Origin of the sequence: Leptolyngbya sp. GGD, assembly GCF_026735145.1 — a bacterium.
Taxonomy (GTDB): Bacteria; Cyanobacteriota; Cyanobacteriia; order Leptolyngbyales; family Leptolyngbyaceae; genus Leptolyngbya; species Leptolyngbya boryana.
Genome location: NZ_JAPQKE010000005.1, coordinates 285,597 through 299,638, shown reverse-complemented (window position 1 = coordinate 299,638; position 14,042 = coordinate 285,597). Strand labels below are relative to the sequence as shown.

Below are 14,042 nucleotides of genomic sequence, written 5' to 3'. Positions count from 1 at the left end.
TGATGTTGAGAATGACTGCAATTCCTTGCCTTTCAAAGTTGCATAACTATCAACAGTTACTTTCAAGAATGTTAACCGCTCTTAATTAGGAGAAAAGAAAGTCATGGGCTTCAAACCAAAACGTGTTGTCAAAGGTGTTGTCAAAGGGGCGAGAGTTTTTACTAAAGCTGCTCCTCCTGCCTGTCTAGTCGCCGAGATTATATTTCCGCCATCAAGAGCTATAACAACACCAATCAGAGCTGCGGCAAAACTTGGGAAGGGTTTCCTATAGCCGCCATTCACTCCGATTTTTGCCAAATTAGCTGAAGGGTGAAGAACATATCTTCACCCTTTTACTTTCCATATTTAGGTATGTTCTTTAACTGCCAAATCAAACCCCGATCGCTAATTTCCAGCTATTGATAATCCCGGTATCATTTGCGATCGCATCGACCACTCGCAACTGCCAACGCCCTTGTACTGGCTGTCCTAGCATTCTTCTCAACGGCGGTGTCGTTTGCAGAGAATAAGTTCGATTCAGCACCGTCTGCCGTCCGAGCGTGCGACCTTGGAGTAACGTTTCGCTGCCTGAAGGCGAAACTAAACTGACTTCAATATCACCCAGGAAATCGTGTGTAATGTTGACGGTGACTTGAATATCTTTGATCGTTGCAAACTCGTTGATCTGAATTTCGCTCGCAATTCCAACCGAGCTATTGTCAGGAATCATCACCATCTTGCTATTCTCAACCACCAGCGATCGCGCAACCGTTAACGAGACTCTTCTCGCGATCGCGGCTTGAGTTGCTTTCGCCGCATTAACTTTCCCATAGCCAAACCAATCACAGCGACCGCTCGCTTCATACGTTCCTTTGCGCAGTCCAAACTGCGGATCTGGATCTGGATCAACAATCTTATCGGCGGTTTGTTGCAAGATTTGACGCACTTCTTGAGCCGTCAGATCTGGATTTGCAGACAGTACTAATGCAGCAACGCCTGCAACCAAAGGGCAAGCACTCGACGTTCCACCAAATCCGTAAGTAAAATCGCCCGTATCATAGCCCTCGTTTCCTCGTCGATCGGCAGTGACAATCCCCAAACCGCGCAGTGCAGTCCGAACTTCTGGAGGCGTTGCCACATACCCAATTCCCGGCAGTCCCATTCCGGGAGGAGCATTGTTACTCGGCGCACACACTGAAATTTCAGCCCCCCAGTTACTATAGGCTGCTTTCTTATTCAAGCTAGTAGAAGCCGAAACCGCGATCACGTCAGGATGTACAGTAAAACCACCTAACCAACTCGTCCTACCGCTAATTGCATTGTTCCGCCAGCCCGATTCATTAATCGTTCCATTGGTCGGACGATTGGCATTGCCGGCAGCGAAGACAATTACACAGCCTTTTCCATCCCGCCCTTCAGTCGCAGCACGAGTAATTGCTGCTCTTTGGCGCAAAGATAACGGATAGTAAACAGCACTCGGTCCCCAACTGCAAGAAATGACTGAAGCACCTCGATCGACTGCCCAACCAAATAAATCCTCGATCGTTTGATCATCCAAGAATCCAGTTGTCCGAATCGGCATCAAAGCACAGCCCGGAGCCGCTCCCACTGTCCCAAATCCATTCTCTTCAGCGACCGCAACGCCTGCACAAGAAGTGCCATGATCTTCACCCAAGTCGTCTGGTGCCGGATTAAAGTCTCTGCCCTTAAAGTCCCTCGGCGCAACAACCTTACCCAAGCCTTGAAAGTCAGGATGACCCAGATCAATAGCATCATCCATCACAGCAACCACAATCGATCGACTTCCACGTGTGATATCCCAAGCTTGCTCGGCAAATACATGCGCTCCAGTTGCCAGATCTTGCCCGCCTGAATGATTCAGATGCCATTGCTTTGAATACAGCGAATCTTTGGGGCGATAATGCGCTTGCTGGCGAACAATGATATTAGGTTCGGCAGTAAGAATCTCCGATCGCGAAATGAGACGATTTGTAATTTTCAGCGGATTCTCTTTTGAATCTGCGGTCAGTTGAAACACGAAAGTATTTGGAATTCCTGCAATCTGTTTCACCTGTTCTAAACCAAATTCTTGCGCGATCGCGCTCATCGTTTCAGCTTTGACAGCAGGATCGAATTGAATCGTAATTTGATTCGTCACATAAAGTTGAGAACCAGGGCTACCCTGAACCTGATAAACATGACTCGCATAGTTCACCTGAGCATCAGAGCGAACTTGATTTAAGACTTGATCTTTTTGTGCCGGATCGACAATAAATTCTGTCAATTGAGGAGGAGCCGCACCCGGGTTGATCTGGACTGGAACTTTATTCACCAGATCCCAAGCCTGCTGTTTAGAAGTCGCATTCACTGCAAAGCGATCGTCTAATTTTTCAACCAGTAATTCTTCTCCACCGCGTTGTAGAATTTTGCCGCGATTCTCATCAGGAATACTGGCATTTCCTTGAGGGGTAGATGCGTTCGTCATGGCGCTGTTCTCCAACGGTTTCACTGATTCAATTTCAATTGTCGCTCACTGAATTTCGCGACTGCTTTACGGTTTTTAACCTCAACGATTCGGGAATCTTGAGATTAGCTTGTATCTGACATATATATGTGCCTGTTCACAGGAAATCTATGAAATCTAATCGCTATCAAGTGCTGTGTAGCTTGGCAGTGTCCTCCATGATACTCTCGCTTTTTACAGCCTGTTCATCTTCTTCGACACAGAACTGCCAACCTAATGCTCAAGGATATCTTCCTCCCGGATGCTCACCGACAGGCGGAAGTTATTCAGGCGGGAGTTCTTCAGGTAGCTCCTATCGTTCTGGCGGAAGTAGCTCGTCTGGAAGCCGCGTGTCTAGTCCAGCTTCCGGCCGGAGTGGATTTGGCAGCTTCGGTGGAGGTCGTTCTGGAGGATGAGTAGTTTATTTACTGGAACAGAGCGCGATCGTCTCTTCCGCCAACTTCAAATGCCTTGGTACAACCTCGTTCCAAACGCTGGCGTTTCGCTAGAACCGTATGCGCTGTATCACTGTCATCCCGTTTCACAACAGCAAATTTCTCGGATGAAAGATGCAGCAGAACGAGTTGGCACTGTGCTGAGTCATCTCTGGTCAGTAATTCGTGGATTTGATGAAGAAACCTTGCTCGAATATGGATTTCCAGAAGAAACCGTTCGAGTGATCAAATTTGATGGATTGCCGCCGTTTTGTATGCGGCTCGATTGGTGCTGGAACGAACAAGAAGAAGTTTATAAAGTCATTGAAGCGAATGTTCAAACCCCGAGTTTCTGGTTTGAATGTTTAGAAGGCAACGCAAAAGTTGCAGAACATTTTGGATTCAAACCTGCTGAAACTCAGATTCAATCAGTTCTCAGAAATTCAATCAATCAAGCGATTAAACGCGCTGCAAATTGGCTAGGGAAATCCCTCGATCGCTGTAACATTGCGATGACCACGCTGGACAATCCCGAAGATATGGGAACGATGCGCTGGCTGAGCAAATTTGTCAATCAACCGCATCAGGTCTTTGAGATTGAACAACTTCGCATTAAAGATCATCAATACTTGTTTAACGAGAGATCAGGAGAAGCGATCGACATTTTATTTATGTGGTATCCGGTCGAATGGGCAATTTTCGATCGCGATCCAAACGGTCAAGAACTTTGGTCAGCGCTAGAAGAATTGATTCTTAAAAGAAAGCTAGTGATCGTCAATTTTGCATCTGCTTTTGCATTGCAGCCAAAAAGTATTTTCGCTTTAATTACCGATTTGGGATTAGATTTCTTCTCTCCAGAACAGGCTGAAACCGTCTTTGATTTGTTTCCAAAAACAGTTCAAACTTCTGAAGAAATGGGTGACACTTACTTTGGAAAACCTGTATTTGGCAGACAAGGAGAAGGATGTTTTTCCGTAATTGCAGGGGAAATCAGTGACCAAAGCCCCAATCAAGATCCTTGGTACACCGATCAATTTTATGTCTATCAGGAACTCTTGAAATTTCCGACGATCGACCTTGCGAATAAAGAGATGACCGCCTTATGGAGTACCTGGTTATTTAACGATGGAACGGATCATTTTGTTCCCGCCGGAATCGGACTTCGTGTTTCAGAAGGCAAAATAACCGATGACTATTCTTATTGGTGTCCAATCGGAATTGCGAATTAAATCGGACGAACTTTTGGATTTTTTTTACTTCATTTGAAAAAGGATTCTTCAGTGATAAGATCCGAGAGTTCCAAGTTGTCCTATTAAAAACATTCTGCAATTATTCATGGCTCATCTGAGAACGATTCAACCTCTTTCCATCTCTGGCATTCTTTCGCTCTCAATGCTTGCAGGTGTGATGTTTGCGGCTCCTGCTGTCCAAGCACAGACTCCCAAACCTGCACCCGGAGCAGGTCAGCCCCGTCCCATCGATCTGACTGATCCAAATGTGGTGCGCCCGACCGCGACCCAGGGTGAAGGGGGTGTTCTGAGTTTACAGGGTGGGCAAAAGCTCATGAATGAAGCTGAGCAAGCGATTCGATCGCAGAACATGCCTTTGGCGGTGAAAAAGCTGCAAGAAGCTCGCCAAGTCTACAATCAGTTGTCCAACTTCCACCAAGATTTGGCAGCTAGCTTTTCTGGGATTGATACTCGTGTCGCAGATAGCCAGCGGAAAAAAGCGTTGGAGACAGCACAATTACGAGATCAAGCAACCTATCGCTTGGCGGTAGCGCATCGGGCAATGAATCAGCCTGAATTGGCTGTGCCTTTGTTAGTGCAAATTATCCGTAGCCAACAACCGACGCGGGATTTGGGCAAACAAGCTTATCAACAACTGCAAGAACTCGGCTTTGTTGATCCGCCTCAAAGTGCGGGTCAGTAAAATCAGCAGAGCAAATTTTGTTCAAAGCTAAATAAAGCCGTGACGATCGACGATCGTCACGGCTTTAATCTTGATCTACGCGATCTTCCTAAAGAATGTCCTGAAATCAAAATTGATATCGCAATTGCGCCTGCACCGCATGATCACTCACATCTTGTTTTCCTAACACCGTCTCATACCCAACCCCAACCGAAAGATTGTTGGCAAACTGCGCCTGCACGCCAGTACTTAATCTGACAAAATCTCGATCGGGTTCTCCGGTACGAATTCGATTAGGAATCCCCGGCTGACTCGCTAATTCCGTCACAATCTCGCGGCTACCATTCGCAAATTCATGTTCATAGTTCGCTGCAATAAATGGCGTAATGGTTGCAGAAGGAGAACGAAAATCATAAGCTAGCTGCGCGCCGATATTTAGAATCACCGAATCCGCCTCTTGATCAGGTACATTCAGATTCAAAATGCTGCCATCTCTTTCGGTGTAACCATCAATTTTCACTTTGGTATATCGCACTCCGACCATGGGACCGACTGAGAGTTCGTTTGAGCCAAGGTTATATCCGGAATTAAACCGAACCGAGAACTGCTTCCCATCCGGTTCCGCAGTCGCCGCACGAAATCCAGTCACGTTCAGGTTTCGTGTAATGTCAAACTTATTCCATCCAAAATTGATCAACGTATCTGCATAGAACTTCTCTTGGCTATAGCTGCCATAGGCTGAAACCGAGAAGCTACTCACATCTACTTCTCCCAGATTATTATTTAGCTCACTATTGTTTCGCCCATAGTTCAATGCCAAGCCCAAAGCTAAGTTATCGGTCACGCGATAATCTGCCCCAACGCTGACGCTCTTGGTATCGAAATCGTAGCCAATGATGCCGTTGTTGCTATCCCGATTCCCAAAATTGAAATCTCCATTCACGAATACGCCCAGTTTTTGATCTGGGTTAGGGTTTTGCCGAAGCGCTAAAATTCGACCGTCTAAATCCCTGGAAGGACGACGTGCCACGCCTAATGCAATTTCAGTCTGAGGCGCGATCGACAACGGCGCACTCAACAGCGAGAACGCATATTCTGAAATAATCTGATGCCCTCTGGCTGTCGGATGCAATTGATCCCAAAATAAAAACTGGTCGCAGTTTGCACCAGTTCCAAGACAAGCCTGCGTGACATTCGTAAAGCCAAATCGTGCCGGATCGTTGAGAACTTGGTTAAATAGCGCATTAATGTCGATCGGAACAATGCTCAAATTCGGATTACTTTGGGCAAGCGATCGTAAAGTAGCCTGCAATCCTTGATTATGCGCGGTTGAAAGCTGCGTCAATCCCGCACTTTGCACCGGATTTCCTACCGTCCCTGGAACCCGCCCTAAATCCGGCAGATTCGGTACAACTAGCGTATTCGCTCCTGCTGCTGTCAAACGCTGCAAAATCGCACCGATATTTCCAACCGGGATCGCTGGATTTGTGATTCCACCGCCCAGATAATCATTCGCTCCTGCCCAAACGACAAACGCCTGACTTGGACTAACAGAAGGCGAAGATTGTAAAAAGCCATTCACCTGAGTTGTGACCCCAGGTAGTAGTGGCGTAATGGTATTGTTAGTGCCGCTTGTGGCTCCGCCGAATGCAAAATTTATCGTAGTCGGGGTCAAATTCAATTTTGTCGCAAGATCTTCAATCCAAACAACTCCATTCGTAAAACGACCATTTACATATGGCGGACTCGGTGGAACTAAACCATTTGTATTTCTAAACGCATTGCCATTATCTGAAAGACTGTCACCAAAAATTGTAAACCCTGCGATCGCTTGAGCCTGAGCACTTACCGGAACTAAACAGGTGAGAATTGCCAGCTTAACTGCAAAAAATTGGGGTTTCATTGTATTTAATGCTACACAGCATGTCGAATCTGAGTGTAAACCAGATAAAGCTGAGACTTTTAGAGCCGCAATTTTTATTCACGCAGTTAAAAGATCGCTGAATTTTGCTGCGAATTGTTAAGAGAATCTACCAGTTTTACCCTTCTGTATGCAGATGTTGTCTATAAACAAATTGGAAATCCTGGATGATAGAGACTATCAAGAAAATTGATAACTCTGGCTTACAATCCAGAATGAACCAGGGCAACCGAAATTGACTACTCTGGTAATGTAACGAACTCTTAAACTTTGGGCGCGAGCGATGGAATCGATTTATCAATACGCCTGGCTCATCCCCGTCTTGCCCCTGGCAGGCGCGATGTTAGTGGGCTTCGGGCTGATTACCTTCAATAAGGATGTCAACAAGCTCCGAAAAGCGAACTCTATCTTCATTGTGTCCTTAATCGGCGCGGCGATGACCTATGCGTTTGCTCTCTTCTGGAGCCAATTTCAAGGACATGCCCCCTACACTCAATCGATCGAGTGGGCAGCAGCCGGAGATTTCCGTCTAACGATGGGATATGTGATTGATCCACTCTCCTCGCTGATGCTGGTGGTTGTCACGACTGTAGCTTTCTTGGTGATGATCTACACCGATGGCTACATGGCACACGATCCGGGTTATGTACGCTTTTATGCTTATTTGAGCCTCTTCAGCTCCTCAATGTTAGGCTTGGTGATCAGTCCAAACCTGGTACAGGTCTACATCTTCTGGGAATTGGTGGGGATGTGTTCGTATTTGCTGATCGGGTTCTGGTTTTCCCGCAAAGCTGCGGCAGATGCTTGTCAAAAGGCATTTGTAACCAACCGAGTCGGTGACTTTGGATTATTACTTGGAATTTTGGGCTTGTACTGGGCAACTCGAAGTTTTGACTTCGGAGAAATCGGCACCCGCTTGCAAGAAATGGTGGCAACGGGATCGCTCAGTGGCTTTATCGCAGCATTGTTCGCGATTTTGGTGTTCTTAGGACCAGTCGCAAAATCGGCGCAGTTTCCTTTGCATGTGTGGCTACCAGACGCAATGGAAGGTCCGACTCCGATTTCGGCCTTGATTCACGCAGCGACGATGGTTGCAGCAGGTGTGTTTTTGATCGCGCGGATGTTCCCCGTCTTTGAGGGCATTCCGGTGGTCATGGATACGATCGCTTGGACAGGATGCTTTACTGCCTTTTTGGGAGCATCGATCGCGATTACGCAAAACGACATCAAGAAAGGCTTAGCGTATTCAACGATGTCGCAGCTTGGCTACATGGTGATGGCAATGGGCGTTGGAGCTTATAGCGCTGGATTATTCCACCTGATGACTCACGCTTATTTCAAGGCAATGCTGTTCTTAGGTTCCGGCTCAGTGATCCACGGCATGGAAGCAGTGGTTGGTCACGATGCAGCCTACGCTCAAGATATGAGAATGATGGGCGGTTTGCGGAAATACATGCCGATTACTGCCACGACCTTCTTGATTGGAACGTTAGCAATTTGTGGAATTCCACCTTTTGCTGGATTCTGGTCGAAAGATGAAATTTTGGGTTCGACCTTTGCTGTCAATCCGGTGATGTGGGCGATCGCCTGGTCAACGGCTGGCATCACAGCGTTCTACATGTTCCGAATGTACTTCACAACGTTTGAAGGCGAATTTCGCGGCGAGAGCGCTGATGTCAAACAAACCATCAAAAACGAGCAGCTTCAACTCGCAGGTTTAGCCTTTGGTCCTGGAGCAATGGATCCCCGTGAACTCACGATCGAAGCACCCGCAGATGATCATGATCACGATCATCACCACGACAGCGAACCGCATGAATCTCCGATTACGATGACGCTGCCGTTGATGATTCTGGCAATTCCATCCATGCTGATTGGTTTAGTCGGAACGCCGTTCGCAAACTACTTTGAACATTTCATCCATGCACCGAGCGAGGCTGTACAAGTTGCGGCGGAAGCGGGTGAGGAAAACCTGACGGAATTCCTGATCATGGGCGGAAATTCAGTTGGGATCGCTTTGATTGGAATCACGTTGGCCTCGCTGATGTATCTGCGAGGCAAAATCGATCCCAGCGCGATCGCAGCCAAATTCCCTGCGTTATATCGCTTGTCCAAGAACAAATGGTACTTCGACGAGATTTACAACGAAGTGTTTGTGATGGGAAGCCGCCGCTTGGCTCGCCAAGTTCTAGAAGTGGATTCCAAAGTCGTAGATGGGGTCGTCAACCTCGCTGGACTCGCCACCGTCTTAACTGGTGAAGGACTGAAATACTTCGAGAATGGGCGCGCTCAATTCTATGCGCTGATTATCTTCATCGCAGTTCTAGGATTAGTCGTCTTCTCCGGTATCACCTGATTAGCTGGCACAGGGTGGGGTTCGCCTCACCCTGCTCCATCTGCAAATAGTCTTAACAATCCTGAGGTTTCAAAAAGAACCGACTAGGATTGTCATATCACGAATCCATACGAATTCTTTTGCTACTCATAAACAAATCTTAACAGTACGCATGGTGACAGCAAATTTTCCTTGGCTGACCACGATCATTCTTTTCCCGATCGTTGCGTCACTCGCCATTCCCTTCCTCCCCGACAAAGATGGCAAAACCGTTCGCTGGTATTCCCTAATTGTCGGATTGCTTGATTTTCTGCTCATTGTCTATACGTTCTACACCCAGTACGATTTCTCCAACCCAGAGATGCAGCTCGTCGAGCGCTATGCCTGGATTCCTCAAATTGATCTCAATTGGTCAGTTGGCGTGGATGGGCTGTCGATGCCGTTGGTGATTCTGACTGGATTTATTACGACATTGGCAATTTTGGCAGCATGGCCTGTGACCTTCAAGCCACGCCTATTTTATTTCCTCATGTTGGCAATGTACGGCGGACAGATCGCTGTATTTGCCGTTCAAGATCTACTGCTGTTCTTCCTAGCGTGGGAATTAGAACTCGTTCCGGTCTATTTCTTGCTGGCAATTTGGGGCGGGAAAAAGCGGTTGTATGCAGCAACAAAGTTTATCTTGTACACCGCAGGCGGTTCGCTGTTCATTTTGGTTGCCGCTTTAGCGATGGCGTTTTATGGCGATACGCCTTCGTTTGATATGCAAACCTTGGCGCATCGAGGCTTCCCGGTCAACTTTCAGTTATGGATTTATGCGGCTTTCTTAATCGCTTATGCGGTGAAGTTGCCGATTATCCCGTTGCATACGTGGTTGCCGGACGCTCATGGAGAAGCAACTGCACCCGTGCATATGTTGCTGGCTGGAATTCTCTTAAAGATGGGCGGATATGCCTTGATTCGGATGAATGCAGAAATGCTGCCTGCGGCTCATGCGATCGTGGCTCCAGCACTAGTGATTCTGGGTGTCGTGAATATCATTTACGCGGCATTAACTTCATTTGCACAACGCAACCTCAAGCGGAAAATTGCTTACTCTTCGATCTCCCATATGGGCTTTGTGCTGATTGGGATCGCATCGTTTACTGATTTAGGCTTAAGCGGTGCAGTGCTACAAATGGTGTCGCATGGTTTGATCGGAGCGAGTTTGTTCTTCTTAGTGGGAGCAACTTACGATCGTACTCACACCTTGATGCTGGACGAGATGGGCGGCGTTGGTAAACAGATGCCGAGGATCTTCTCGATGTTTACGGCATGTTCGCTCGCATCCTTGGCATTGCCTGGAATGAGCGGATTTGTAGCGGAATTGATGGTGTTTGTTGGGTTTGCAACCAGTGATGCTTACAGCATGACGTTCCGGGTAATTGTCGTGGCCCTGGCTGCGATCGGAGTCATTCTCACCCCGATTTATCTATTGTCGATGCTGCGTGAGATCTTCTACGGTCCTGAAAATAAAGAGTTAACGTCACACGAAAATCTGATCGATGCAGAGCCGCGTGAGGTATTTATCATTGCTTCGTTGCTGGTTCCCATTATCGGCATCGGCTTCTATCCGAAAATGCTGACGCAGATTTATGACTCGAAAACTTTGCAGTTAACAGCACGTCTGCGAGATGAAGTACCGACCTTAGCAGATCGCAAGGGAGCAGATGCGATCGCGCTCAGCGACAGCAAAGCTGCTATCACGCCAGCAGTCTCGGCTCCTTCGATTCGCTAATGTGCTAGATTCAACTCTCTAATCATCTCCAAGTAGTTCACCTAAATTCGATGGGGAGATAGAGGGATAGGGGATAAAAGTGAAGATCTGAAATCATGGTTGCTACCCCCCACTCCCCATCTCCCCACTCCGCAAAATTAATGCGGTTGACTAGATGCTTCTCTTCATTTACGTGACTGAAAAAACGCGGGCATTCCACTTAGGAACCCCGCGTTTTTTAACTTCAACCTTCTACAGCTACCAGCCCAATCTAATTTTCGTTCAACTTTCCTTCTGACCGAGTAATCACTGAATCGGTAGGCAAGCATAGTAGATTGTCACCCTGAGTCTTAATCATGCCTTTCTGACGCAATTTACCCATTAACCGCGTCACGGTCACCCGTGTAGATCCGATCGCGCTTCCAATTTGCGCATGCGTCAATGGGAACGGTAGGCAATACCCTTCATCAGTCGGTTCCCCATACTCTTCGATCAAGAGCGTCAAGAAGCCCAGTAAGCGATCGATCGTTCGACGCTGACCTAACGTACTCAACCACAGCAACTTCCGCTGATGCTGATACCGGAACGCATCCAATACCTCACGACGAAAATGCGGCCAATTATCCAGATCGTGCCAGTACATCCACACGACCGAAGTCTGATCCACATGTGCGTAGGCTTGGAGCGTAAACGGTGATTGAGCCACAATTTCAAACGGTTGACCCGTTCCAACAAATCCCAAAAATGCTTCTTCAGGACTGATGCGAGCCAAACGGGATGCATTGCCGCCTGTCGCATTCACCTGCGCCGTTCCAACTAACCGAACCGCACCTTTCTGAACCAAATAGAGCAAACCGGGGCGAGTCGGAACCCGCTCATCTTTACTAAAATTGCGGACACGATAATGTTCTTGTGCCCAATCGATAATTCGTTGCCAAGTTAGGAATGGACGAGCCGCATCGGAATTTTGAGGAGAATTAACTGAGTACATAAGTTATAGGCTGTTTGAGAACAATGGGACTTTGACAAGCGCTGAGTTGTCAGCGAGATTGCAATCAAGTCACAGGCGAACCAGGTAGGATGATCAATCGCTGTAAGGTTGCCTAAATTTCACTGACTTACGAGATCATACTTAGAAAATGACATATCGCCAGTGAGATCACGGTGATCTTTACAGAATTGACCATAAAATGCTGGTATTTTTGAACTTTTTAAACCGAAACCTATCCCATTTCAGAGCGCAAACCGTAATTACTGTGAATTGTAACCTACCGAAGATCACTTATCCTACGCTCCGCTCATTGTTACTGCTGAAAATTTATGAAGCAATCTCCCTGCGGAAAGATGTTCAAGTAGCAAATCAGTCGATCGAGAATTCAGACTTTCAAAAAAACCGAGAAATCATCAAGCTTCTAGCGCCTCGCCCTGCTTTAAAACGAGTTAAAAGTGCGACTTCGGTAGTGGCATATGCCTCGACAATCGCCTTGCAATTGGGGGCGAGATCCAGTTCAACACCTGCGGAAATTGCGGACAAAATCATTCACTTTCTGCGACACTCTCCATCTAATCTTTCGGATGAAGAAACTGAAAATCAGCTTCTCCGTGATCTCACGGTGACTTACCTAGAGCCGGGCAGATTGGTATTTGAATTTGGCGATCGCGCGATCGCCAAATATCTTCAGGAAATCCTTTCTCACTGCACCGATGAGACGAACAGAGCTTCTGACAGGTCATTTCTCAGACTGAGGCGCGAATCCTCCGGTGACTCTAAAATCTTCCTCTGTCAGTACAGTTACGCGCGATGCACCGCCCTGATCGAGATGGCATCTCGTTCCAATCACATAGATAAAAGTGTAGAAAATGATTCAGCTAAATGGCTGAACGAAAGTAAATTTTTATTACAAAAAGAATCAGAGTTGCTGTCTCAAATCATCGCGACGCTAGATGAATGGGAGGAGACAAATCCTCTAACCCTTGCTATTTCTCTGAGTGAAGCCTTTCAGACTTTTTATCAGAATTGCCAAATTGTAAAGTACGACACAATTCATCTTCAGGTGGCACAATGTCGATTAGCTTTAGTAATGATTACTCATTGGCTGTTAAAACAGCTTTTAGAGCAGGGACTTGGTGTTGTAGCGCCGGAAACACTTTAATTTTCGATTCGGGATCGTTTTATCCTGTCACACCGTCGTCATGTTATCGACATAACGAATTTTTATCGACAAACACGTGACAAAGCTATTGAACCCGCCTATAGTATTGGAGTGTGAGGAGCGAACCAGTTAGAACGCCGAGACGAAACACGGCCAGTCGTCGGCGTTCTTTCTGTTTTAAAGCAAAAATTTCCGAATGGCGATCGCAGCTCCATCTGCTTCAACGCTCGGCGCAACCCAATCGGCATATTGTTGGACTCCGCCCGGAGCATCTCCCATTGCCACCCCAATTCCAGCATATTGAATCATTTCGAGATCGTTGAAGTTATCACCGATCGTCATCACGTTCTCAGGCTTCAGACCCAGAATTTCTTCAGCTAAATACTTCACAGCCGTTCCTTTATTCGCAGCCGGATTCGTTGCCTCAAAGAACGTTGCGACAGATTTTGTTAGATAAAGCTCAGCAGGAGTGTACTGCTTCTGAAGCGACCCCAGCATCGTATCAATGAGTTCAGTGTCGTCGCTGAGCGCCAAAACTTTTGTCAGTTCCATATCTAATGTATTCCGCAGATCCCCAACTTCGATTGGGACAATGCCCGATCGCTGAACATAAGCTGCCGTCTCCGGAGTCATCGATCGAATATAGAGATCGTCATTGATATAGAAATGAATTGATAACAATTCTCGGAGATGCGATTGCTCAAAATAGTCGAGCAGTTCCAAGACTTGTGCTTTGGGAACTGACCATTGCCGTAGAATCTGATTCGTCGCAGGATCTTGAATCCATGCGCCTTGATAGGCAATTAACGGCAGAGAAGACCCCACGGTTTGATAAAAGCGCAGTGCAGAGCGATACATGCGACCCGTCGCGATCGCAATTTGCACCCCAGAATTCTGTGCGTCGGAAATCGCTGCAAGCACAGGTTCGCGGATATTATTAGACTTGCCTGCGATTGTCCCGTCAATGTCTAAGACCAATAATCGAATATCAGAGTGCTGCATAACTTAAATTCAGGGTGAGGGATGTCAGCCTTTTCCATCATCCTCCTA

Annotated in this window: 10 protein-coding genes; 6 read left to right on the top strand and 4 right to left on the bottom strand. The window is 47.0% G+C overall.

What is annotated here, in order from left to right:
- Positions 1-370: 370 nt before the first annotated feature.
- Positions 371-2,464, bottom strand: a complete 2,094-nt coding sequence (locus tag OU814_RS23140) for a S8 family serine peptidase (RefSeq protein WP_017291212.1) — start codon at positions 2,462-2,464, stop codon at positions 371-373.
- A gap of 149 nt (positions 2,465-2,613) precedes the next feature.
- On the opposite strand from OU814_RS23140, the gene OU814_RS23135 reads away from it, so the two are divergent.
- The 3 genes from OU814_RS23135 (at position 2,614) to OU814_RS23125 (ending at position 4,848) form a co-directional block, all read left to right on the top strand.
- A complete protein-coding gene (locus OU814_RS23135) occupies positions 2,614-2,898 on the top strand; it encodes a hypothetical protein (protein WP_144056291.1) in 285 nt (94 codons plus the stop codon).
- Positions 2,895-4,145 (top strand): glutathionylspermidine synthase family protein, encoded by a 1,251-nt coding sequence (locus OU814_RS23130; protein ID WP_268242227.1) that lies wholly within the window; start codon positions 2,895-2,897, stop codon positions 4,143-4,145. Before OU814_RS23135 ends, OU814_RS23130 begins: the two co-directional genes overlap by 4 nt.
- A 106-nt stretch (positions 4,146-4,251) precedes the next feature.
- Positions 4,252-4,848: a hypothetical protein gene (locus OU814_RS23125; protein ID WP_017291215.1), complete on the top strand. Its 597-nt coding sequence runs from the start codon at positions 4,252-4,254 to the stop codon at positions 4,846-4,848.
- A 106-nt stretch (positions 4,849-4,954) separates the two neighbouring features.
- On the opposite strand, the gene OU814_RS23120 is transcribed toward OU814_RS23125, so the two are convergent.
- Positions 4,955-6,730 (bottom strand): autotransporter domain-containing protein, encoded by a 1,776-nt coding sequence (locus OU814_RS23120; RefSeq protein WP_268242226.1) that lies wholly within the window; start codon positions 6,728-6,730, stop codon positions 4,955-4,957.
- 301 nt (positions 6,731-7,031) lie between these two features.
- Here OU814_RS23120 and OU814_RS23115 point away from each other — a divergent pair, with 301 nt between their 5' ends.
- Positions 7,032-9,104: an NAD(P)H-quinone oxidoreductase subunit 5 gene (locus OU814_RS23115; RefSeq protein ID WP_268242225.1), complete on the top strand. Its 2,073-nt coding sequence runs from the start codon at positions 7,032-7,034 to the stop codon at positions 9,102-9,104.
- 151 nt (positions 9,105-9,255) lie between these two features.
- Positions 9,256-10,860: a photosynthetic/respiratory NAD(P)H-quinone oxidoreductase subunit D1 gene (gene ndhD1 / locus OU814_RS23110; protein ID WP_268242224.1), complete on the top strand. Its 1,605-nt coding sequence runs from the start codon at positions 9,256-9,258 to the stop codon at positions 10,858-10,860.
- Between the two features lie 250 nt (positions 10,861-11,110).
- Here ndhD1 and OU814_RS23105 read toward each other — a convergent pair whose 3' ends face one another.
- On the bottom strand, positions 11,111-11,830 hold the full coding sequence (locus OU814_RS23105) for a Crp/Fnr family transcriptional regulator (RefSeq protein ID WP_017291220.1): 720 nt from the start codon (positions 11,828-11,830) through the stop codon (positions 11,111-11,113).
- A 199-nt stretch (positions 11,831-12,029) separates the two neighbouring features.
- Here OU814_RS23105 and OU814_RS23100 point away from each other — a divergent pair, with 199 nt between their 5' ends.
- Positions 12,030-12,992: a DALR anticodon-binding domain-containing protein gene (locus OU814_RS23100; RefSeq protein ID WP_268242223.1), complete on the top strand. Its 963-nt coding sequence runs from the start codon at positions 12,030-12,032 to the stop codon at positions 12,990-12,992.
- A 177-nt stretch (positions 12,993-13,169) separates the two neighbouring features.
- On the opposite strand, the gene OU814_RS23095 is transcribed toward OU814_RS23100, so the two are convergent.
- Positions 13,170-13,994 (bottom strand): Cof-type HAD-IIB family hydrolase, encoded by an 825-nt coding sequence (locus OU814_RS23095; RefSeq protein WP_017291222.1) that lies wholly within the window; start codon positions 13,992-13,994, stop codon positions 13,170-13,172.
- Positions 13,995-14,042: the final 48 nt, after the last annotated feature.

Coding starts and splice junctions, on each gene's coding strand:
- OU814_RS23115 (WP_268242225.1), top strand. CDS start 7,032: ATGGAATCGATTTATCAATACGCCTGGCTCATCCCCGTCTTGCCCCTG.
- ndhD1 (WP_268242224.1), top strand. CDS start 9,256: ATGGTGACAGCAAATTTTCCTTGGCTGACCACGATCATTCTTTTCCCG.
- OU814_RS23100 (WP_268242223.1), top strand. CDS start 12,030: ATGCTGGTATTTTTGAACTTTTTAAACCGAAACCTATCCCATTTCAGA.
- OU814_RS23135 (WP_144056291.1), top strand. CDS start 2,614: ATGAAATCTAATCGCTATCAAGTGCTGTGTAGCTTGGCAGTGTCCTCC.
- OU814_RS23105 (WP_017291220.1), bottom strand. CDS start 11,830: ATGTACTCAGTTAATTCTCCTCAAAATTCCGATGCGGCTCGTCCATTC.
- OU814_RS23125 (WP_017291215.1), top strand. CDS start 4,252: ATGGCTCATCTGAGAACGATTCAACCTCTTTCCATCTCTGGCATTCTT.
- OU814_RS23140 (WP_017291212.1), bottom strand. CDS start 2,464: ATGACGAACGCATCTACCCCTCAAGGAAATGCCAGTATTCCTGATGAG.
- OU814_RS23095 (WP_017291222.1), bottom strand. CDS start 13,994: ATGCAGCACTCTGATATTCGATTATTGGTCTTAGACATTGACGGGACA.
- OU814_RS23130 (WP_268242227.1), top strand. CDS start 2,895: ATGAGTAGTTTATTTACTGGAACAGAGCGCGATCGTCTCTTCCGCCAA.
- OU814_RS23120 (WP_268242226.1), bottom strand. CDS start 6,730: ATGAAACCCCAATTTTTTGCAGTTAAGCTGGCAATTCTCACCTGTTTA.